The following is a 19,900-nucleotide window of genomic DNA, read 5'->3' on the forward strand; positions in this document are numbered from 1 at the left end:
GGTCAGTCCTTCCGGGTGAGCGTGACACGGGTGACGTGCGGTGCGGTGTCGCCGTCGACGGCGACTTCGAGCGGGGCCGGATGGCCCAGGAAGGCGAGCAGGCCGGCGGACAGTCCGTAGGCGCCGACGTTGGGGACGGCCAGCAGGTCGCCGGGGCGGAGCGGGGGCAGCGGTGCCTGGCGCGCCCAGGTGTCGAGCGGGGTGCACAAGGGGCCGGTGACCATGGTGGGGCGCGGTTCGCCGCGTCCTGCCGCGTCGGTGAGCAGGGTCGGGTTGAGGGGTGGCAGGCGGCGCAGGCCGGCCATGCCTCCGAGGTGGTTGATGCCGGACTCCAGAACGGCGACGTCCCGGCCGTGCGACCGCTTCACGTCGAGGACCCGGGTGAGCAGGGTCCCGGCGGTGCCCACCAGGTAGCGGCCGGATTCGTACGCGGGGCGGGGCGTACCGTCGCGCCAGCCGGGGGCGGAGGTGTCGAGCAGTTCGGTGAGCCCCTCGCGCAGGCCGGTCAGGTCGGCCTCGTCGCCTTCCTTGGCGAAGGGGGCACCGAAGCCGCCGCCCAGGTCGAGGGTGGTGTCCAGCCGGGCGGTGTGCCGGGTCAGCAGGGTGCGGAGCCGGGCCGCCGTGGTGAGCGACTGCCGGAACTGCGCCAGCAGGTCGGGGACGTGGGTGAGGTTGGTGCCCATGTAGAGGTGGAGACCCGTGACGTCGACGTGGGGGCGGTCCCCGAAGCGCTCCGGCTCGTCGGTGATCCATCGCGCGTCGGCGCCGAACTGGGAGGCGACTCCGGTCATGGCGAGGCCCTGGCCCGCCGCGGGGCGGTCGTCGTTGACCCGCAGCAGCGTTCGTAGCCGCACCCCCGCCCGGCCGGCGAGCCGGTCGAGCTGGTCGAGGCCGGTCGGGGAGTCGGCGCAGAATTCGCGCACCCCCTTCTCCAGGGCCCGGTCGATGTCCTGGTCGCGTTTGCCCGGCCCGGTGTAGAGGACCTGTGCGGCGTCCCAGCCGGCGGCGAGCGCGGCGTCGAGTTCGCCGGGGGAGCACACTTCGGGCAGGGTCCCGGCCTCCCTGAGGGTCCGCAGGACCCCGGGGTGGCTGTTGGCCTTGAGCGAGTAGTAGAGGTCGGCCGGTTCGGGGAGGGCCCCGCGCAGCCGGGCGGTGTTGTCCCGGACGCGCGCGAGGTCGTACACGTAGGCGGGCGTCTCGGCGCCCGCGTCCAGGGCGGCGGAGACCGCCGCGGGCAGGGTGTCGGAGACGGTTCCGGCGTCGGGCCGGGCGACGGCCGTGTCAGACAAGGCCGACCACCTCCCGGGCGAGGGTCTTGCGGTCGATCTTGCCGTTGCGGGTCAGGGGCAGGGCGGGCAGCGGCACGCAGCGGCCGGGCACCTTGAACTCCTCGATCTCCTCGCGCATGGCGTCCAGGACGTCCGCGGGTCCGCGCCGGGAGACCACCACCAGGATCGCGGGCGAACCTTCGGCCGGCGGCAGGACGGCGGCCTGTTCGACGCCGTCCACGCGGCGGGCGGCTGCCTCCACCTCGGTGGCGCTGACCCGGAAACCGCGCTCCTTGTAGATGTCGTCGCGACGGCCTGCGAAGTGGACGAAACCGTGTGCGTCGAGCCATCCGTGGTCACCGGTGCGCAGTTCGGGGAAGAGCCCGTCGCGGCGTGGGAACCGCTCGGCGGTCAGCTCGGGGCGGCGCCAGTAGCCCGCCATGACGTGCGGTCCGCGCACCACCAGCTCGCCGATCTCGCCCGGGGGCAGCCGCTCCCCGTCCGGGCCGGCCGCGTAGATCTCCGTTCCGGGCAGGGCCCGGCCGCAGCTCCCGGGGTGCTCCAGGTCCGCGTCCGGCGGGTTGATGGCGGCGCGTTTGCACTCGGTGAGCCCGAACATGAGCTGCACCCTCAGCCCCGGGACGGCGGCCCGCAGTACGGCGAGGGGCTGCGGGGGCATCGCGGCGCCGGTGTTGGTGAGCAGCCGCAGTCGCAGACCGTGGTCGGGCGAACGGCGCACCAGCTTGGCCAGCGTTTCGGCGACGGCGGGCACGGAGGCCAGGACGGTGGCGTCCGCGGCCTCGATGTTGCGCAGCAGGGTGGCCCCGACCTCGGCGGGCAGCCCGAGCCGTACCGTCGCCCCGCTCAGAGCGCCGAGGAACACCTGGTAGAGGCCGTAGTCGAAGGAGAGGGGAAGCGGGCTGTAGACCACGTCGTCGGGACGGTACTTCAGTTCGCCCTGGATGGCGTGGAGCGCGAACAGCGCCTGCTGGTGGGTGCTCACCACGGCTTTCGGGGCCGCTGTGGTGCCGGAGGTGTAGATCAGGCAGACCGGGTCGACCGGGAGCGGCGCCGTCATGCCGGTCTCTTCGCCGGCCTGTCCCGGCCGGTCGGGGGCCGGGTCGGGGCGGCGCGGGACGTCGGAGAGACGGGCGGCGGTGATGCCGCGTTCGGCGGCCAGGCGCCGGGCGTCCTCGTCGTCGGCGAGGAGGAGGACGGGTGCGGCGTCGTCCAGGACGTGGGCCAGGGCGCGCCCCCGGGTCTGTTCGTGCAGCAGCGCGAAGGGGGCCCCGATCCGGGAGGCGGCGTAGACGACGACGGCGACCTCGACGACGGAGGGGGCCACCACCACGACGCGTTCTCCGCGGTGGACGCCGAGGGTCGCCAGCCAGCGGGCGGCCGTGCGGCTGGCGACGGCGAGTTCGCCCTGGGTGAGGGAGTCGTGCGAGGTGGTGACGGCGGGTGTGTCCGGCGCGCGGTGCGCGGCGGTGTCGATGAGGTCGTGCAGCAGGGTCACGGCGTCTCCCGGTGGGCGCGGGCGGTGATGCGGCACAGGCCGCCGAGGTCGTGCAGGTTCTCCGGGACGAGATCGGCGGCGTCGAACTCGATGTCCAGCCGTTCCTCGATCCGCTCGACGATGTCGACCATGCGGAAGGAGCTGAAGCCCGGTACGTCGGTCAGGGCACGGCCTGCCAGCAGCTCGGCGGCCGGGACGCGGAGCACCGCGGCGGCCTCTTCGGCGACGGCCGTGCGCAGCGGGTCGGTGTCCGGGGGACCGGTTCCCGCCGTCCCGGCTCCGGCCGCGGCCGGGGTGGTCTCCCGGGCCGGTGCCGGCGCGGTGAACACCCGGGCGTCGGCGTGCAGGAGTTCGGCGAGCCGTTCCAGCGGGCCGGTGGGCTCCGGCCGGCCCCGCTGGACGCGGCGGTGGGCGAGGAAGGTCTGTTCCGCCAGCTTGCCCCAGGCCGTCAGGTGCTCCTCGACCGCTGCCGCCGGGCCGCCGGCCGCGGCGCGGTGCGCGGCGTGCAGGCGACGGGCCCGGGCCAGCAGCCAGGTCTCCAGGGTGAGCCCGGCGAGGGCCTCCGCACGGTCGGGGTGCTCGCGGTAGGCGCGTATGTACGACTCGACGGCCGCCGCGTCGGCCGGTACGGCTCGGGGGGCGGCCTGCGGAAGGCCGGCGCGGGTGATGCGGTGGACGCGTGCCCCCTCGGGCAGGGCCTCGGCGAGCTCCTGCCGTGTGAGGGTCCAGGTGCCCGGCCGGGCCGGGCCGTACGGGGTGTCGTTGTGGTATCCGTCGCGCACCTCGGCGTGCCCGGAGGCGTCCCTGCCGAGCAGGAAGCTGTGCTCCATGTGGGCGTGGCCGTGATACGGCACCCAGGGCAGGTGGTAGGCGTCGGCGATCACGTACACAGGGCCGGGGCCGGCCGGTGGGATGCCGGTGCGGGGCGGGAGGGTGTGGCGGTCCGTGACGGAGAGTCCGAGTGCCGCGGCGGTTCGGTCCACGTGCGTGTCGGTGTCCGCCTCGACCGTCGGCAGGCGACCGGGCCCGAGGTCACGGGGGGCGAAGTCGAGACGAGCACCGAGGACGAGCGGCGACACGCCGTACTCGGCGCGGGCCCACCAGGCCAGGTTGACCTGGAGGCAGTCCATGAGTTCGGCGCGCAGATCCGCCGGCGGGGCCGCCTGCGGGACGGCGGGGGCGGTCATCGCACCTCTCCGAGGTCCGCGGTCCTGCCCGCCGGCCGTCCGGCCGTCCCTGCGGGCGGAACCAGCACGCGGCCGGGGGCCGCCTCGAAGTCCACCGGTGTGTCGATGCGGGCGAGGCCCGCGACGGCGTCGGTGAGGGCCGCCGGGTCGGGCGCGCGGTCGGTCAGTTCGCCCTCGAGGAACTGCTGGTAGGCGCCCAGGTCCAGGTAGCCGTGGCCGCTCACGCAGACCAGGACTCCGGTGCGGGCGCGGGGAGCGTCGCCGTCCGATCCGCCGTCACCCGCCGCCCGGGCGGCAGCGGCCAGGGCGTGTCCGGATTCCGGTGCGGGCAGGGTCATCTCCGTGGTGGTGAAGGCGCGGCCGGCGGCGAGGGCCGCGACCTGGTCGACGGCGGTGGCGGACACCTGCCCGGCGTGCCGCATCGCGGAGATGAGTTTGGCGGCGCCGTGGTAGCGCAGGCCCGCCGAGTGGGAGTCGGGGATGGCGTATTCACTGCCGACGGTGTACATGGCCTCCAGCGGGGACGACTCGGTGGCGTCCGTGCGGTCGTAGGCGTACACGCCTCGGGTGAGCTTGGGGGTCGTACTGGACTCCGCCGCGATGAGGGCCGGCGGTTCGGTGCCCTCGGCTGCGGCCAGGGCGTGGAAGGGCAGGGCGATGCCGCCGAAGTTGGAACCCGCTCCGACGCAGCCGACCACGGCGTCGACCTCGCCGCCCTCCTCGGCGAGCTGGTCGATGGCCTCCAGGCCGATCACGGACTGGTGCAGGATGCTGTAGGTCTCGCCGCTGCCGATGCAGAACGCCGCTCCCTCCGTGCGGGCGGCGTACTCGACGGCCTCGCCGATCGCGAGCGAGAGGCTGTTGCCCGCCGACCGACCGGAGCGGGCGACTTCGGTGAGGGTGCTGGGGCTGGAGATGACGCGTGCGCCGAGCATGCGCATCAGCACGCCCCGGTACGGCTTGCGTTCGAGGCTGCCGCCGACCATGAAGACGGTGCACCGCATGCCGAAGCGGGCACAGGCAGCGGCCAGCGCGGTGCCCCACTGACCGGCTCCCGTGCCGGTGACCAGTTCCCGCACGCCCGCCCGGTGGTAGTAGTAGGCCTGGGCGAGGGCGGTGTTGAGTTTGTGGCTGCCGGAGATGTTGCCGCCCTCGTACTTGACCCAGATCGGGACCCGGGCGCCCACCGCCTTCTCGAAGGCACGGGCCCGCCACAGCGGAGTGGGGCGGAAACGCCGGTAGGCGTCCACGACCTCCTCGGGGATGTCCCAGTACTCGCGTGTCTGCACGCTCTGACGGACGAGTTCCATCGGCAGGTTGGCCTGCACGCTGCCGCCGCTGGCGACGGCGTGCTGGGTGCGGTCGGCCGGCAGCGGCCGGCCGAGGTGGGGAAGGACGCTGCGCCACTGGCGGGGGGTGTCGGTCATGCGGCGGCCTCACTGCTCTGCTCGACGATCTCGGTGATGTCGGCGACGGTGGTGAAGGACCTGCCGACGAACAGTTCGTCGGCGAGCGCGATGCCGGTCTCCTCCTCGACCTGGACCAGCAGGCCGATGAGGGAGAGGGAGTTGATGCGGAGACGTTCGCCGTTGAGGGGTTCGTCGTCCGACAGGCCGCGCGGATCGACGGGGGGTTCGGAGGCCGCCGCGACGACCTTCTTGACGACGCTCGTGAGGTGGTGCGGCGTGGTCTGTGCGTGCTGCATGCCATTCCTTTGCCGAGGCGGAAAAGACGCGCGGGGCATGTGCGCATGCCGAGCGCAGGGACGGACACGGGGAGTGACGGCCGAGGACCGGTCGTGTGGGCCGTCCGGGGGAGGTGGTGCCGAGCGCGGGCGTGGGCCGCGTGAGGGAGCCGTGCGTACGCCGGCGGGGCGGGGGTCGGTCAGCGGACGGGAGCCGCGTCGGCTCCGCGCCGTTCCGCGCCGGGTGGGCGGCGTCGCGTCCGGTCGGTGCCGGGAGCGGCGGCGAACCGCTGAATGTGCGAGGAGAGCTGCCGCAGGTGCGGTGCGCGCAGGACGCCGAAGTGGTCGGTGTCCAGGGAGCGGACGGAGACGTCCGCGAGGTGCGGCGACCAACGCCGGGCCTGCCGGGGGTCGTCGCTGCCGGTGCAGGTGATCAGCAGGGTGCGGCCGGGATGCCGCCCCTCGGCCCGGTAGCGGGTGCGGGCCTCGATCTGGGCGTCGACGGTGCGCTCCGTGCGGGCGAGCGCGTCCGCGTCCATGTGGGCCGCGGCCTCGCGGAGCACCTGCCGGCGTACGGCGGCGTAGGCCTCGGGTTCTTCGCGGAGGGGTGCCGGACTGCTGTCGACGAGCACCAGGTCGGGCGCGGGTCCGGGGGGCAGCCGCCGCGCCGTCTCGAAGGCGAGCAGTCCGCCGAGCGACCAGCCGAGGAGCAGGCTGGGACGGGTGGGGAGGGCGGTGACGACCTCGGCGTAACGATCGGCCATGTCCGGTATGCGGGTGTCCGGCTCCTCGCCGGCCTCCAGGCCGAGCGCGCGTATGCCGTACACCGGGCCGTGGCGGGAGAGGTGGGCGACGAGCCCCAGATAAGGGAGGAGGCCGCCTCCCAGGGGAGGGAAGAGGACGGTGCTGAGGTCACCGGCCCGCTTCCCCAGCGGTAACAGCAGCGGCCTGGCTAAGACAGCCGTCGTTTCAGTCTTTGGGCTGTGGCTCACAGATTTCCCCGGCTCGAAAGCGCGCGGGCGGACCGGTTGGTCTCGTCCCGATGGTGCGTGGAGCGCCGAAACGCCGTGGGGCCCTCGTGGGCGATGTGCTGCCTTCAGGCGGCCACGGGCTTGCACTGCCTCGGCTAACCAACGACACGTGCATCACACGCCTCCCACGAGTGAATGTGACCCATGTCATATTCCTGGCTGGGGTGTGAACGCCTCGTTCGCAGGTGTGTGGGCGCATAAGCCCATGTCACCCGCCTCGGCGTGCGTCGGGTGTGCTCGTCCGACCGCCGGCGGAATCCCGGGGTGCCCCGGTCGCCCGGGCATGAATTCCGCTCAGCGGGAACACCTACCCTGTCCCGCGCCGTCCCGTTTCCGTTCGAATCGATCCTCCGCCGCAGTGCGGCGAGGAAGGCCGCCATGTCTCACCTCCTCTTCGTCGAGACCACGGGCCTGGGTGTTCAGGCACTCGCCCACGCGAAGCGAAACGGTCACACCGTGACCTACCTGCACTGCCCCCTCTACGACTTCACCGCCACCCCGGCCCAGCGCGGGGAGGCGATCGAACTCGCCGACCACGCCGCGCCCTTCGCCGACCCCCTGGACGGCGACGCGGTGTACGGAGCGCTGCTCGCCTCCGGCGCGGATCCCGGGACCGTCGACGCGGTGCTCTCCACGCTGAGCTACGGGGCGCAGGCCGCCGCCGATCTCGCCGCCCGGATCGGGGCGCGCGGGACCTCACCGGCCGGCACCCTCGCGGCCCGCGACAAGGGCGAGTCCCGCCGCATCCTGCGCGAACGCGGGGTGCCGAGCGTCGACTTCCGCGTGGTCACCGACGCCACCGAAGCGCTGGAGGCCGCCGAGGCGATCGGCTACCCGGTGATCGTGAAACCCGTTCTGGGCATCGGAAAGGCCGTGACCTCCATCGCACGCGACCCCTCCGCCGTGCGGGCCCACTTCACCGGCGCCGCGGCGGACCGCGACGGGCTCGCCGAGGGCATGGCCCGCCAGCTCGACGAGCGGTACCTGGTGGAGGAACTGGTGTCCGGGGACCTGTACTCCGTGGAGGTCGCCGCGTCCGGCGGACGTCTGGTGCCCCTCGTGTGCGCGAGCCGGAAGGTGAGTGCGCGGAACCCGGTACTGGAACTGGGCTGCACCGTCCCGTCCGGACTGCCGGCGGCCGACGAGGCCGCGCTCGGCCGCTACGCCGTCGAGGTGTGCCGCGCGCTCGGGCTCGACCTGGGCGTCTTCCACGTGGAGGTGATGCACACCCCGGCCGGTTTCCGGCTCATCGAGGTCAACCCGCGCCTGACGGGCGGCTCCCTGCCCGACACCATCAGCAGTGTCGCCGGGGTGGACGTCTTCGCCCTCCTGGTCGACCTGTTCCTCGGCGGGCCCCTGCCCGACGGCCCGCTGCCGCTGCGGGGCTCGGCCTCGCACTCGTTCCTCGCCGCCCCGGAGAGGTCCACGGTGCCCGCCGGTCTTCCCGCCGACTGGTTCGCCCCCTTCCTCTCCCGGCTCCACTCCGGCCATGCGCGGACACGGGCCGGTGACGTGGTGCCGCCCATGCGCACCAACTTCGACTCGTTCGGCATGCTGCGCGCCCTCGCCCCCACGCCCGCCGAGGCCGAGGCGGCGTGCTCGGCGGTCAAGGCCGATGTCGAGGCCCTCCTCGGCTTCCCGCTGCTCGCCGAGCGGACGCGTACCCCGGCTCCGGCCGCGTGAGGCGCGGCGGCCGGCGGACCACCGCGAGCACGAGCAGCGACAGCGCGTCCGGACACCACGGCCGGACCTCACCGAACGGAGAAGACGTGCCCGACCGCCGCAAGCGCGCCGACGGGGACGCGACGCCCGGCGCCCCGCGGACCGAGGACGCGACGGCCCACGAGGGGAAGTTACGGCAGCGTCGGGGGCTCTCACTGGCCGTGTACCTCACCGCGGCCACGCTCGTGCGCTCGGCGAGCGGCGGCGCTCCCGTGGCACTCGTCGCGCTGACGCTGGCCCGCCCCGGCCACGGAGGGGCCGCGCTCGGCGGCGTCCTGGCGGCCCTGCTCACGCTGCCCAACATCGCCGGGCCGTGGATGGCGCGCTGGCTGGAAGAGGCCCGCGACCCCAGGTTCCGGCTGGCGGTCGCGTTCGTCGTCTTCGGGCTGATGCTCGCCGGGACCGGACTGACGCTGGACCGGGTGCCCATCGTCCTGGTGGGTCTGCTCGTCGTCATCGGCGGTCTGTGCGACCCGCTGATGACGGGAGGGCTCAGCAGCCGGCTCGCGCTGATCGTCGGCGAGGACACCCGCGCCCAGCGCCGCGCCGAGGGGTGGGATTCGGCGACCTACGGAAGCAGCAACATCCTCGGCCCCGCCGCGGTCGCCGCGATCACCGCCCTGTCCGGGGCCCTGGTCGCGGTCGTCGTGCTGGGCGCGGCCGGCGTGGTGGCCGGCCTGCTGATGTTCGCGCTGCCGAAGGAGCACCGCACCGCCGCCGCCAGGCAGCGTTCCATGCCCGTACGGGACGCGCTCAAGGTGATCGTCCGACGGGGTCCGCTGCGGCGCGTCATGATCGCCACGATGATCACCTCGGTCAGCACCGGCGGTGTGATGGTGATCGCGGTGGTCTTCGGCCGTGACCTCCAAGGCTCGGCGGGCGCGGGCGCCGCCCTCGGCGCGGCCTACGGTGTCGGCAACCTCTGCGGAGCCCTGCTGACCGGCGTGTTCCCGCTCACCGGGGAACCGGAACGCTGGGTACTGCGCCTGATCGCCGCGAACGCCGTGACCGTCGGCCTCTGCGCGCTGGCACCCGGCTATGCCGTCGCCCTGGTCGCGTTCGCCCTGGCGGGGGCGACGAGCGCGGTCCTGTTCACCGCGTCCCTGGCCGTGCGGTCGGTGTACTCCCCCCCGAACGCCCGGGCGCAGGTGTTCGTGACGATGGCCGGGCTGAAGATGGCCGCCGGTTCGGCCGGCACGGCGCTGGCGGGCACCCTGGTCGGCGTCGGCCCGCGCCTGGCCCTGTGCCTCAACGCCGTCGTGGTCGCCTCGGCCGTCTCCCTCGCCCTGACCGATCTCCGCCTGACCCGCCGTCGGTCGTCCGCCGCCGACCGTGAGGACACGTCGGCGCCGACGTGTTGACTTCAGCCGGGGAACCGAAAGCCCGCGGCGGCCCCGGCGCTCATGACACTCCACCCCTATTGGTGGAATGTTCAACCAATGGCTCGTGTTGAACCGCTCGACCACCTGCGTGGGTGGCGGATCCGGGCCTGAAGGAAAGAGAAAGCCGTGAGCGACACGTACTACGAGTTCGGAACGGCCGTCGAGCGCTGGGACCGTGCCCGTCTGTTCTTCGATGCCCGGGAGTACGGCACCGCCGTCCGCATCCTGCGCGGCCTCGTGGCCGAACACCCGGGCCAGACGGCGCAGCGGCTCCTGCTCGCCCGCGCCTACTACCACTCCGCCCAGCTCTCCCGGGCCGAGGCGGAGCTCCGCGAGATCCTGGAGCGCGACCCGGTGGAGCACTACGCCCGCCTCATGCTGGGGCGCACCCTGGAGCGGCAGGGGCGCGCGGACGAGGCGGCGCCGCACCTCCGAATGGCCGCCGCCATGGCCGGCGAACTGCCGTCCTGACACGGAACTGATACCCCCGCACGGTATGGTCGCTCCTGGAGGTCCTGAGCATGCGGGGAGGCCGAGCCCGGCACGGGCGACGAGCGGGAGGTGCCCTGGCGCACCTGCTGCTCGTCGGCCTGCTCGCGCTCGGCGTCTTCATGATGCATTCCACCGGGCACCCCGAAGGACCCCGGACGGGAACGGATCCGGGAGCGACCGCCGCCCACTCCCCCGGAGCGGCGACCGCCCACCACGGCGCCGCGACGGTTCTCCACACGGCGGACGCGGTCGGCGGTCTCCACCCGGGCGCGCCGGACGCCGGACACGGCCCCGGCTCGGGGATGGACATGACCACGCTCTGCGTGGCCGTGCTCGCCGGCTGGCTGCTCGCCGGCCTCGTCCGCGCGGCGCTGCGCCGCCGGACCGACTGGCTGCACCTCCTCCACGCGCGCCGCGCTCCCGCGCCGGGGCCGCACGCGCCGCCCCGCCGCCCTCCCGACCTCGCCGAGCTGTCCGTCCTGCGGATCTAGGCCGTACCCCATGCCCCCACGCGCACTCCGCGCCGTGGGGCCGTCGCGGCCTGTCCTCATCGATCCGTACGAACCCAGCTCACGAGGTACCACCATGCGTTTTCTGATCTCTCGCACCCCCGAGGCCCCTCGGGGGTGCCGCACGCGGCGGACGCCCGCACTGCTCGGTGCCGTCCTGTCGGCCGGGCTGCTGCTCGCCGCCTGCGGTACCGACGACGCGGCGAAGGCCCCCCACCACGGCGGTACGTCCACGGCGGCCACCCCCACCGCCGGGACCGGCACCAGCTCGGGCACGGCCGCCCCGGGCCCCTTCGACGACGCGGACGTGATGTTCGCGCGGATGATGATCCCGCACCACCGCCAGGCGCTGGAGATGGCCCGACTCGCCGACGGCCGCGCCGAGGACCCCGAGGTCAAGAAGCTGGTCGCCGCCATCGAGCGGGCCCAGGACCCGGAGATCCGGAAGATGCGCGACTGGCTGAAGGAATGGGGGGAGCCGGAGTCGGCCCCCCGGGACCACGGGAGCGGTCACGGCATGTCCGGCATGATGACCGAGCAGCAGATGAAGCAGCTCGCCGCCGCCAGGGGCAGGGCCTTCGACCGCCTCTTCGCCGAGCTGATGATCGCCCACCACGACGGCGCCATGGAGATGGCGCGGCAGGAGCTGCGCGACGGTCGCAACGCCACCGCCAGGCGGCTCGCCGACGACGTGGCCCGCACCCAGTCCGCCGAGATCACCGAGCTGCGGAAGATCCTCGACCGGCTCTGACCCGGACCGCCGAGGGGGCGGCCCGTGCCGCACCGCGCGGGCCGCCCCCGTCCGGCCACCGCCGCCCGTTCTCCTGACCGCCCTGCCTCACTTCCCCGGGGCGCGGGCGGCGAGCGGGCGTCCCCGCTCCGCGACGATCTCGCCGCCGACGACGACGGTGTCGGCCACCGTGCCCGGGATGTCCTCCGGCGCGATCCGGAGGATGTCGCGGGAGAGGACGACGAAGTCGGCGAGCTTGCCGACGGTCAGCGAGCCGCGGTCCCGTTCCAGGAAGTTCGCGTAGGCGGAGCCCATGGTGTAGCCCTCGACGGCGGCGGCGACGTCGATCGTCTCGGTCTCCGTCCAGGGCTCGCCGCCGCCGACCGGGCGGCGGGTGACGGCGGCGTGGATGCCGACCATCGGATCCATCTCGGCGACGTTCCAGTCGCTGGAGAGGGCGAGGACGGCGCCGGCCTCGCGCAGGCTGCGCAGCGGCCAGGCCTTGTGCCAGCGGTCGGGGCCGATGTTCTCGGCCCAGTCCCGGCCCGGCCCCGCGATGTCGGGTGCGGCGTGGCGCGGCTGCATGCAGGCGACGACGCCGAGTTCCGCGAAGCGGGGGGTGTCGGCCGGGTCGAGGCATTCCACGTGGACGATCTGGTGGCGGGCGTCCCGCGGGCCGTTGACGGTACGGGCCCGGGCGACGGCGTCGAGGACGGTACGGATGCCCCGGTCCCCGGTCGCGTGGACGAAGCACTGGAAGCCGCGCGCGTCGAGGCGGGTGAGGAGCCCGGCGAACTCCTCGGGCGGATAGAAGGTGTCGCCCCTGTGGTGGGCGCAGCCCGCGTACGGCTCCAGGAGGGCGGCGGTGCGCGGTTCGACCACGTCGTCGATGTACAGCTTGAGCGGGCCGACGCGCAGCCGGTCGTCCGCGTGCCAGCGGGCCGCGTCCTCGAAGGCGTCCAGGTCGGCTTCGGTGGTGCCGCGCGGGTGGAAGAGGGCGGCGACGATCCGGGAGCGCAGCCGGCCCTCGGCGCGGGCGCGCCGGAAGAGGGCGAGGTCGTCGAGGGAGTTCTGGGGTTCGACGACGGTGGTGATGCCGTAGCCGATGGCGTCGTCGAGGCTCTTGGCGAGCCGGCCGTACTGGCGGTCGGGCGAGGCCCAGGGGACGCCGAGGTCGCGCAGGGCGCGGTGGCCCTCGCGTGAGAGCCCTTTGACCGCGAAGTCCCGGATGAAACCGGTGGGTTCGCCGGTGCGCGGATCGGTGACGGCCCGGCCGAAGGGCAGGTCGGTACGGTCCCGGGTGATGCCGAGGCGGTGCAGGGCCGCGGTGTTGAGCCAGGCGGTGTGCACGTCGTAGCTGAGGACGAACGCGGGGGTGTCACCGGTGACGGGGTCGAGGTCGGCGGTGGTCGGCATGCGTCCGCCGGGCAGGGCGGAGTAGTCGAAGGCCTCGGCCTCGATCCAGGGGGCGCCGGGGTGGGCGGTGCGCCAGTCGGCGATCCGGGCGTGGACGGCGTCGAGGGTGCGGGCGCCCGCCAGTTGCACGCAGGCGTCGTCGGAGCCGAGGCGGACGTGGTTGTGGGCGTCGATGAAACCGGGCAGGACCAGCCGGCCGCCCGCGTCGACGACCCGCGTGGCCGGCCCGGTGTGCGCGGCCGCGTCGGCGGCGGCACCCAGCCACACGATGCGCCCGTCGCGGACGGCGAGGGCCTCCGCCTCGGGCAGGCCGGGGTCGACGGTGTGGATGCGGGCGCCGGTGAGGACGAGATCGGCGGGGGTGGCGCTGTTCACGTGGCAGAACTCCGTGTCGTACGGGAGGGATCGGATGGCGGGGTCCCGGCGTCGCGCGCTCACGCGTCGCGGGGCGCCGGTGCGACGGTGCCGCGGGCGAGGAGGACGTACACCAGGGCGGCGACGGGGGCGCCGAGCAGGGTCAGGTCGGCGCCGCCGAGCGGGGCGACCAGGGGGCCGGTCCAGAGTGCGGAGTCGCAGGTGAGCGCGGCGAACAGCATGCCGGCGAGGAGAGCGGCGCCACCGGCCGGATGCCAGCCCGCGCGGTACCAGTAGGCGCCGCCCGCTCCCGCGTGGAGGGCGTCCTGGTCGTAGGCGCAGCGGCGCAGCACCATGTCGGCGAGGAAGACGCCTCCCCAGGGCGCGAAGACGATGATCAGGAGGGAGAGGAAGGAGAGCAGCGAGGTGGTGAAGTCGGTGAGGAAGAGGGCGCCGAGCGAGCCGGCGGCGGTCACGCCGGCGCTGATGAGGAGGGCGCGGGCGCGGCTCCACGGGATGCCGAGGACCTGGAGGTTCAGGCTGGAGGAGTAGAGGGTGATGATCGAGTTGGTGACCGAGCCGCCGAGGACCAGGGCGAGGAAGAGGGGCTGGAACCAGCCGGGGAGCAGGCTTTCGGTGCCCGCAACGGCGTCGGTCATGTCGGTCTGCGTCGCGGCGGCGACGCCCGCGACGCCGAGCGCGACGGAGGAGAGGAAGCCGCCGAGGGCGCCGCTCCAGGTGACCGCCCGGAGGGAGGTGGTCCGGGGCAGGTAGCGGGTGTAGTCGGCGGGCATGGGCAGGTACGAGAAGGGGCCCGCGAGCATGACGACGAGGGCGAGGCTCCATCCGGCGGCCCCCGGCGCCGCGGTGGGGGGCGTGGTGTCGGCGCCGGGCAGCAGGAGCACGAGGAGGACGGCGAAGCCGGCGGCCAGGACGTAGGCCATCCAGCGCTCGGCGAACTGGACGGTGGCGTGGCCCCACAGGGCGACCGCGAAGGTCAGCGCGAGGGTGACGGCGAGGGCGAGCGCGCGGGCCGGGGACCCGACGGCCCAGCCGAGGTCGGCGAGGAAGGCCTCCAGGGCGAGGGTGCCTACGACCGTGTTGACGATGGTGTAGCCGATGCTGACGACCCAGTTGAGGAGTCCGGCGGGCCAGTTGCCCCGGACGCCGAAGGCGGCGCGGGAGAGGACGAGGGTGGCGGTGCCGGTGCGGACGCCGCCGAGGCCGGCCGCGCCGATGACGGCGAAGGAGAGGCCGCCGAGGACGACGACGGCCGTGGCCTGCCAGAAGGAGAGGCCGAAGGCGACGGCGAGGGCGCCGTTGATGACGTAGGTGAAGGTGAGGTTGGAGCCGAACCAGAGCCAGAAGACGTCCTTGGCGCCGCCGTGGCGTTCGGCGTCGGGTATGGGGTCGATGCCGTGCCCCTCGACCTGGAACACCTCGTCCCGGCCCGTGGTCGCGGGCTCCGCCCGCGTCGGCTCGTGTCCGAGCACACCGCACCTCCCTCGCTCCACACCATCTTGAATGGCGTTCTAAGTCTTTGAATGGCATTCAAGATGGGTGACGGCGACTCCCACGTCAAGACCCGGGAGGCCTCGCGTTAGGGTCGGTCACGCGAGCGGCGCAGGGCGCGGGGAACGAAAGGGCGGTGGCCGTGGCGAGGGGAAGGTCGAGGGCGGGAGCGGCGGCGAAGCCGGCCGCCGGAACCCCGGGAGCGGAAGGAACGCGCGCGAAGGCAGGGGGAAAGGCGGCGGCCGCGCCTCCCGCCGGGACGGCGGCGGAGCGGACCGCGGCACCGGGGGCCGGGGCGCGGGCCGGGCGGCGGCGCGACGGGAGCGTGACGCGGGAGCGGATGCTGGAGGAGGCCATGGCGGCGATCGCCGAGGACGGCCTCGCCTCGCTCACCATGTCGGCCCTCGCCGAACGGCTCGGCACCAGCGGCGGGCACATCCTGTACCACTTCGGCAGCAAGGACCTGCTGCTGCTGGCCGCGCTGCGCTGGAGCGAGGCGCTCCTCGCCGGGGAACGGCGGGCCCTGCTGGCCCGGCGGATCACCGACGAGCGCAAGCTCGACCTCTTCCTGCGGCTCTACCTGCCGCGCGGGCCGCGCGACCCGCGCTGGACCCTGTGGATCGAGCTGTGGGCCCGCACGGCGGGCAACGCCTCGCTGCGCGCGGCGCAGGACGAGTTGGACGAGGGCTGGCGGCAGGACCTGGAGTCACTGCTCGCGGCCGGCGTCGCCCGGAAACGCTTCGCCCCACTGGACGTTCCGGCCCGCGCCTCCGAACTCCTGGCGCTGCTCGACGGGTTGAGCACCCGCGTGGTGATCGGCCAGGAGTCCGGGCGGGACCCGCGCCCGGCCCTGGAGGCGGCCCGCGCGGCGGCACGCGCCCTGGTGCCGCCCTGCCCCGCCGGGGCGGACGACGTCAAGGCCGCCCCGGCGCACGGTGAGTGACGGGGCATCAGCCCCGGTACGCCTCCAGGAGCCGCAGCCAGGCCTCGCTGAGCGTCGGGTAGGACGGGACGGCGTGCCAGAGACGGGCGACGGGGACCTCCGCCGTCACGGCGACGGTGGCCGAGTGGAGGAGCTCGCCGATGCCGGGCCCCACGAAGGTGGCGCCGAGCACGATCTCGCGTTCGAGGTCGACGACCATGCGGGCGTGGCCCCGGTAGCCGTCCGCGTACAGGCCGGCGCCGGCGACCTGCGTCATGTCGAGGTCCACGGCCCGGACGCGGTGCCCGGCCCGTTCCGCCTCCGCGTGGGTGAGCCCCACGGCCGCCGCCTCCGGGTCCGAGAACACCACCTGGGGCACGGCCGCGTGGTCGGCGGTGGCGGCGTGGGCGCCCCAGCGGCCCGTGTCGAGGTCGGTGCTTCCGCTCGCGCGGGCGGAGATGGCCGCGCCCGCGATCCGGGCCTGGTACTTCCCCTGGTGGGTGAGGAGGGCGCGCCGGTTGACGTCGCCGACGGCGTAGAGCCAGTCGCTCCCGGACACCTTCAGGCTGTCGTCGACGTCGAGCCAGGAGCCCGGTTCGAGGCCGACGGTCTCCAGGCCGAGGTCGTCGGTGCGCGGGGCCCGGCCGGTGGCGAACAGCACCTCGTCGCCCTCGATCCGCGTGCCGTCCTCCAGGACCACGGTCACGGGTCCGGAGTCCCCGTCGCGTTCCACCGCGGAGACCGAGGCACCGGTACGGATTTCGGCGCCGCGCGCCGCCAGGGCCTCGGCGACGTGTTCCCCGACGAACGGCTCCATGCGCGGCAGCAGTCCCCCGCCCCGTACCAGCATCGTCACGCGCGATCCGAGGGCCTGCCAGGCGGTGGCCATCTCCACGCCGACCACGCCGCCGCCGACCACGATCAGCCGGCCGGGCACCCGGTCCGCGCCGGTGGCCTCCCGGCTGGTCCAGGGGCGGGCGTCCGCCAGGCCCGGCAGTTCGGGCAGGAGGGCACGGCTGCCGGTGCAGACGGCGACGGCGTGGCGGGCGGTGAGGATTTCACGCCCGCCGTCGGGGCGGGTGACGGTGACCCGGCGGGGGCCGTCGAGCCGCCCGTGGCCCCGGTGGACGCCGACGCCGATCGAGTCGAGCCAGTCCACCTGACCGCCGTCCTTCCAGTGGCCGACGGTGGCGTCCCGGTGCGCCAGGACCTCGCGCGCGTCGAGCGGCCCTTCGACGAGCCCCCGCAGGCCGGGGACCTTACGGGCGTCGGAGCGGGCGAGGGCCGGGCGGAGCAGCGCCTTGCTGGGCATGCACGCCCAGTACGAGCATTCGCCGCCGATCAGTTCGCTCTCGACGATCGCCGCGCTCAGGCCCGCGGCCCGCACCCGGTCGACGACGTTCTCGCCGACCGGGCCCGCGCCGATGACCACCACGTCGTAGGTGTGCTCGTACCGCTGTCCGTCACCGGGGGTTTCCGTCACCGTTCGTGTCATGGCCCCAGTCTGGTGGAGGCCGCCGGAATAGCGCGACCGGATACGCCGTTGTGCGGGGCGTGTCCCCAGGGGACCGTGAGGACACCACCGGAGACCGAGAGGCAGGAAGCATGAGCACCGTAGAGCTCACCAAGGACAACTTCGACGAGGTCGTCACCGAGAACGACTTCGTCCTCATCGACTTCTGGGCTTCGTGGTGCGGTCCGTGCCGTCAGTTCGGCCCCGTCTTCGAGGCCGCCTCCGAGCGTCACCAGGACCTGGTCTTCGCGAAGGTGGACACCGAGGCGCAGCAGGAGCTGGCCGCCGCGTTCGAGATCCGTTCCATTCCGACGCTGATGATCGTGCGGGACAAGGTCGCCGTCTTCGCCCAGCCCGGGGCGCTTCCCGAGGCCGCCCTGGAGGACGTCATCGGTCAGGCGCGGAACCTGGACATGGACGAGGTGCGCAAGTCCATCGCGGCGCAGCAGCAGAAGCAGTGAGCTGAACGCCCGCTTCGTACCGCCCGGTTCCGTCACCCACGGGTACGGGTGCGGAACCGGCGGACGTGAGGGGTACGGAGCGGGGGTAGGAGGGCCGGCTCAGCGCTCCAGGACGAGGGCGAGGCCCTGGCCCACCCCGATGCACAGTGCGGCGAGGCCCGTTCCGGAGCCGGCCGCGGCCAGCTGATGGGCGACGGAGCCGGCGAGCCGGGCCCCCGAGGCGCCGAGCGGGTGCCCGAGGGCGATGGCTCCGCCGCGCGGGTTGACGATCTCCGGATCGAGTTCCGGCCACTCGGCGAGGCAGCCGAGGGACTGGGCGGCGAACGCCTCGTTGAGCTCGAAGGTCGTCAGGTCCGCGAAGGAACGCCCCGCCTTCTCCAGGGCGCGCCGGACCGCCTCCACCGGTCCGAGGCCGAACAGCTGCGGCTCGATGCCGGTGACGGCGGACGCCCGCACGCGGGCGAGCGGCTCGCGTCCGGTGGCGCGCAGCCCTTCCTCGTCGACGAGGAGCAGCGCCGCCGCGCCGTCGTTGAGGGGGGAGGCGTTGCCCGCCGTGACGGTGCCGCCCTCGGGGCGGAAGGCGGGCTTCAGCTTGGCGAGCGCCTCCAGGGAGGTGGAGTCGCGGATGCACTCGTCCCGGACCAGGTCCACGCCCTCGTACGGCACGACCTCCCCGTCGTACAGGCCCTTGGCCCAGGCCTCGGCCGCCTTCCGGTGGCTGGCCAGCGCGAAGGCGTCCTGCTGCTCGCGGGTGAGGGCGTGCTTGTCGGCGACGAGTTCGGCGCCCTCCCCGAGCGACACCGTCCAGTCGGCGGGCATCCGCGGGTTGGTCATGCGCCAGCCGAGCGTGGTGGAGTACAGCTGCTGATGCCCGGCGGGGAAGGCGCGCTCGGGCTTCTGGAGGACCCACGGGGCGCGGGACATGGACTCCACGCCGCCGGCGACGGCGACGGAGGCGTCGCCCAGCGCGATGGCGCGGGCCGCCTGGATGACGGCCTCGAGGCCGGAGCCGCAGAGGCGGTTGACGGTGACGCCGGGGACGGTGACGGGGAGCCCGGCGAGGAGGACGGCCATGCGGGCCACGTCCCGGTTGTCCTCACCGGCGCCGTTGGCGTCGCCGAAGTACACGTCGTCGATCCGCTCCGGGTCTAGGGCGGGCGAGCGGTCGACGAGGGCCTTGACCACGTGCGCGGCGAGGTCGTCGGGGCGCACCGGGGCGAGCGCGCCCCCGAACTTCCCGATCGGGGTACGGACGGCGTCGACGATGTAGACGTCGCGGATGCTCATCGGTTCTCTCCCACGTGGCCTGCGTGCTCTTCGGAACGACTCGGCGCGGTCCGCGCGCTGTTCGCCTGGTGAACGAATTTTCGCGATTCCGTGCGCGCAGAGTCTCTGCCCGGCGGACCGCGCTGTCAACGGGCCGCCGGGCCCGCGGGGGCGGTGGCGGAACCGGTTCCGAAGGGGCGCGGCGCGCCGGGGTCCGTGGGGCGGGCCGGTGCCGTCAGGCCGGGTCCGCGGGGCGGGCCAGTGCCGTCAGGCCGGGTCCGCGGGGCGGGCCAGTGCCGTCAGGCCGTAGTCGAGTTCCCGGCCGTCGACGAGCAGGGCCTCGACGGTCCCCGTCCCGGGGTCGATGTCGGCGACCATGCCGTGCCCCTCGTACATCGGGTAGCCCGACGCGCCCTGCCGCCCGGTCGCCTCCACGACCGCCGAGCGGACGGCGCTGTCCGCGACCGACGCCCGTCCTCGGTCCACGACGTGCTCCGGCACCAGCAGGATCTCGAAACGCTTCACGACAGTGCTCATGTCTCGACGCTAAGCGCTCGGCCGGACGGCCCGCGAGGCGAGCGGGGACCGCGGGGGCGCGGGACCCCTCGTCCTGGGCGGGGCCGGCGCCGCCGTACCGGCCGGGGGAAAGCGGCCGGGCCCGGGGGCGCCGACGGCACACGCCGACGCCCCCGGGCCCGTGTTCCCGCACGCTTCCCCGGTCTCAGTTGTGGCCGAACTTCGGTTCCTTGCGGTGGGCGGGCTGGTCGATGGACGGCCTCGGGGCCTCTCGCGTGGGGGTGGTCCGGGACCGTTCCTTCTCGGCCGCCGCCGTGCGGTGTTCGTGGCCGCCGGTGCGGGCGCCCTTGTTCACCCGGGTCTGTTTCTTGCCCACGGTGCTGCCTCCCGTGACGGGGTCGGACGGGGTGTCCGTCCCC

At 74.2% G+C, this 19,900-nt stretch carries 19 protein-coding genes; 7 read left to right on the forward strand and 12 right to left on the reverse strand.

What is annotated here, in order from left to right; translation table 11 throughout:
* Positions 1-2: 2 nt before the first annotated feature.
* From ACFY60_RS18950 to ACFY60_RS18975, 6 genes are all read right to left on the reverse strand, one after another.
* Positions 3-1,289 carry a type III PLP-dependent enzyme gene (locus tag ACFY60_RS18950; RefSeq protein WP_388611868.1) on the reverse strand — a complete coding sequence of 429 codons (1,287 nt, stop codon included), beginning with the start codon at positions 1,287-1,289 and terminating at the stop codon, positions 3-5.
* Complete coding sequence (locus tag ACFY60_RS18955; protein ID WP_388611869.1) at positions 1,282-2,784, reverse strand: class I adenylate-forming enzyme family protein; 1,503 nt, start codon at positions 2,782-2,784, stop codon at positions 1,282-1,284. Before ACFY60_RS18955 ends, ACFY60_RS18950 begins: the two co-directional genes overlap by 8 nt.
* Positions 2,781-3,971 (reverse strand): acyl carrier protein, encoded by a 1,191-nt coding sequence (locus tag ACFY60_RS18960; protein ID WP_388611871.1) that lies wholly within the window; start codon positions 3,969-3,971, stop codon positions 2,781-2,783. The genes ACFY60_RS18955 and ACFY60_RS18960 overlap by 4 nt, the downstream gene beginning before the upstream one ends.
* On the reverse strand, positions 3,968-5,398 hold the full coding sequence (locus ACFY60_RS18965) for a TrpB-like pyridoxal phosphate-dependent enzyme (RefSeq protein WP_388611873.1): 1,431 nt from the start codon (positions 5,396-5,398) through the stop codon (positions 3,968-3,970). The genes ACFY60_RS18960 and ACFY60_RS18965 overlap by 4 nt, the downstream gene beginning before the upstream one ends.
* Complete coding sequence (locus tag ACFY60_RS18970; protein ID WP_388611875.1) at positions 5,395-5,676, reverse strand: acyl carrier protein; 282 nt, start codon at positions 5,674-5,676, stop codon at positions 5,395-5,397. Before ACFY60_RS18970 ends, ACFY60_RS18965 begins: the two co-directional genes overlap by 4 nt.
* Positions 5,677-5,855: 179 nt before the next feature.
* A complete protein-coding gene (locus ACFY60_RS18975; protein ID WP_388611877.1) occupies positions 5,856-6,773 on the reverse strand; it encodes a thioesterase domain-containing protein in 918 nt (305 codons plus the stop codon).
* A 291-nt stretch (positions 6,774-7,064) separates the two neighbouring features.
* Between ACFY60_RS18975 and ACFY60_RS18980 the strand changes: the two genes are divergently transcribed.
* The 5 genes from ACFY60_RS18980 (at position 7,065) to ACFY60_RS19000 (ending at position 11,542) form a co-directional block, all read left to right on the forward strand.
* Positions 7,065-8,369, forward strand: a complete 1,305-nt coding sequence (locus ACFY60_RS18980; RefSeq protein WP_388611879.1) for an acetyl-CoA carboxylase biotin carboxylase subunit family protein — start codon at positions 7,065-7,067, stop codon at positions 8,367-8,369.
* 86 nt (positions 8,370-8,455) lie between these two features.
* On the forward strand, positions 8,456-9,769 hold the full coding sequence (locus ACFY60_RS18985; protein ID WP_388611881.1) for an MFS transporter: 1,314 nt from the start codon (positions 8,456-8,458) through the stop codon (positions 9,767-9,769).
* 147 nt (positions 9,770-9,916) lie between these two features.
* Positions 9,917-10,261: a tetratricopeptide repeat protein gene (locus ACFY60_RS18990; RefSeq protein WP_388611882.1), complete on the forward strand. Its 345-nt coding sequence runs from the start codon at positions 9,917-9,919 to the stop codon at positions 10,259-10,261.
* A 50-nt stretch (positions 10,262-10,311) separates the two neighbouring features.
* Positions 10,312-10,773, forward strand: coding sequence for a DUF6153 family protein (locus tag ACFY60_RS18995; RefSeq protein ID WP_388611883.1), 462 nt, complete (start codon positions 10,312-10,314; stop codon positions 10,771-10,773).
* 94 nt (positions 10,774-10,867) lie between these two features.
* Positions 10,868-11,542 carry a DUF305 domain-containing protein gene (locus tag ACFY60_RS19000; protein ID WP_388611885.1) on the forward strand — a complete coding sequence of 225 codons (675 nt, stop codon included), beginning with the start codon at positions 10,868-10,870 and terminating at the stop codon, positions 11,540-11,542.
* An 87-nt stretch (positions 11,543-11,629) separates the two neighbouring features.
* Here ACFY60_RS19000 and ACFY60_RS19005 read toward each other — a convergent pair whose 3' ends face one another.
* Together ACFY60_RS19005 and ACFY60_RS19010 are read right to left on the reverse strand one after the other, a co-directional pair.
* Positions 11,630-13,312 (reverse strand): amidohydrolase, encoded by a 1,683-nt coding sequence (locus ACFY60_RS19005; RefSeq protein WP_388611886.1) that lies wholly within the window; start codon positions 13,310-13,312, stop codon positions 11,630-11,632.
* Between the two features lie 59 nt (positions 13,313-13,371).
* Complete coding sequence (locus ACFY60_RS19010) at positions 13,372-14,784, reverse strand: purine-cytosine permease family protein (protein WP_388611887.1); 1,413 nt, start codon at positions 14,782-14,784, stop codon at positions 13,372-13,374.
* 359 nt (positions 14,785-15,143) lie between these two features.
* Between ACFY60_RS19010 and ACFY60_RS19015 the strand changes: the two genes are divergently transcribed.
* Complete coding sequence (locus tag ACFY60_RS19015; RefSeq protein ID WP_388612124.1) at positions 15,144-15,746, forward strand: TetR/AcrR family transcriptional regulator; 603 nt, start codon at positions 15,144-15,146, stop codon at positions 15,744-15,746.
* 7 nt (positions 15,747-15,753) lie between these two features.
* Here ACFY60_RS19015 and ACFY60_RS19020 read toward each other — a convergent pair whose 3' ends face one another.
* Positions 15,754-17,220: a dihydrolipoyl dehydrogenase family protein gene (locus ACFY60_RS19020; RefSeq protein ID WP_388611889.1), complete on the reverse strand. Its 1,467-nt coding sequence runs from the start codon at positions 17,218-17,220 to the stop codon at positions 15,754-15,756.
* Positions 17,221-17,330: 110 nt separating this feature from the next.
* Between ACFY60_RS19020 and trxA the strand changes: the two genes are divergently transcribed.
* Positions 17,331-17,699: a thioredoxin gene (gene trxA / locus ACFY60_RS19025; RefSeq protein ID WP_309055759.1), complete on the forward strand. Its 369-nt coding sequence runs from the start codon at positions 17,331-17,333 to the stop codon at positions 17,697-17,699.
* Between the two features lie 99 nt (positions 17,700-17,798).
* On the opposite strand, the gene ACFY60_RS19030 is transcribed toward trxA, so the two are convergent.
* From ACFY60_RS19030 to ACFY60_RS19040, 3 genes are all read right to left on the reverse strand, one after another.
* Complete coding sequence (locus ACFY60_RS19030) at positions 17,799-18,986, reverse strand: thiolase family protein (RefSeq protein ID WP_388611891.1); 1,188 nt, start codon at positions 18,984-18,986, stop codon at positions 17,799-17,801.
* Between the two features lie 246 nt (positions 18,987-19,232).
* Positions 19,233-19,502: a hypothetical protein gene (locus ACFY60_RS19035; RefSeq protein ID WP_309054071.1), complete on the reverse strand. Its 270-nt coding sequence runs from the start codon at positions 19,500-19,502 to the stop codon at positions 19,233-19,235.
* A 184-nt stretch (positions 19,503-19,686) separates the two neighbouring features.
* Positions 19,687-19,857, reverse strand: a complete 171-nt coding sequence (locus ACFY60_RS19040; protein WP_388611893.1) for a hypothetical protein — start codon at positions 19,855-19,857, stop codon at positions 19,687-19,689.
* Positions 19,858-19,900 lie beyond the last annotated feature (43 nt).

This window comes from Streptomyces sp. NPDC012827 (assembly GCF_042900905.1).
GTDB lineage: Bacteria > Actinomycetota > Actinomycetes > Streptomycetales > Streptomycetaceae > Streptomyces > Streptomyces gulbargensis.

Coding starts and splice junctions, on each gene's coding strand:
- ACFY60_RS18960 (WP_388611871.1), bottom strand. CDS start 3,971: ATGACCGCCCCCGCCGTCCCGCAGGCGGCCCCGCCGGCGGATCTGCGC.
- ACFY60_RS18965 (WP_388611873.1), bottom strand. CDS start 5,398: ATGACCGACACCCCCCGCCAGTGGCGCAGCGTCCTTCCCCACCTCGGC.
- ACFY60_RS18970 (WP_388611875.1), bottom strand. CDS start 5,676: ATGCAGCACGCACAGACCACGCCGCACCACCTCACGAGCGTCGTCAAG.
- ACFY60_RS18980 (WP_388611879.1), top strand. CDS start 7,065: ATGTCTCACCTCCTCTTCGTCGAGACCACGGGCCTGGGTGTTCAGGCA.
- ACFY60_RS18995 (WP_388611883.1), top strand. CDS start 10,312: ATGCGGGGAGGCCGAGCCCGGCACGGGCGACGAGCGGGAGGTGCCCTG.
- ACFY60_RS19000 (WP_388611885.1), top strand. CDS start 10,868: ATGCGTTTTCTGATCTCTCGCACCCCCGAGGCCCCTCGGGGGTGCCGC.
- ACFY60_RS19015 (WP_388612124.1), top strand. CDS start 15,144: ATGCTGGAGGAGGCCATGGCGGCGATCGCCGAGGACGGCCTCGCCTCG.
- ACFY60_RS19020 (WP_388611889.1), bottom strand. CDS start 17,220: ATGACACGAACGGTGACGGAAACCCCCGGTGACGGACAGCGGTACGAG.
- trxA (WP_309055759.1), top strand. CDS start 17,331: ATGAGCACCGTAGAGCTCACCAAGGACAACTTCGACGAGGTCGTCACC.
- ACFY60_RS19030 (WP_388611891.1), bottom strand. CDS start 18,986: ATGAGCATCCGCGACGTCTACATCGTCGACGCCGTCCGTACCCCGATC.
- ACFY60_RS19035 (WP_309054071.1), bottom strand. CDS start 19,502: ATGAGCACTGTCGTGAAGCGTTTCGAGATCCTGCTGGTGCCGGAGCAC.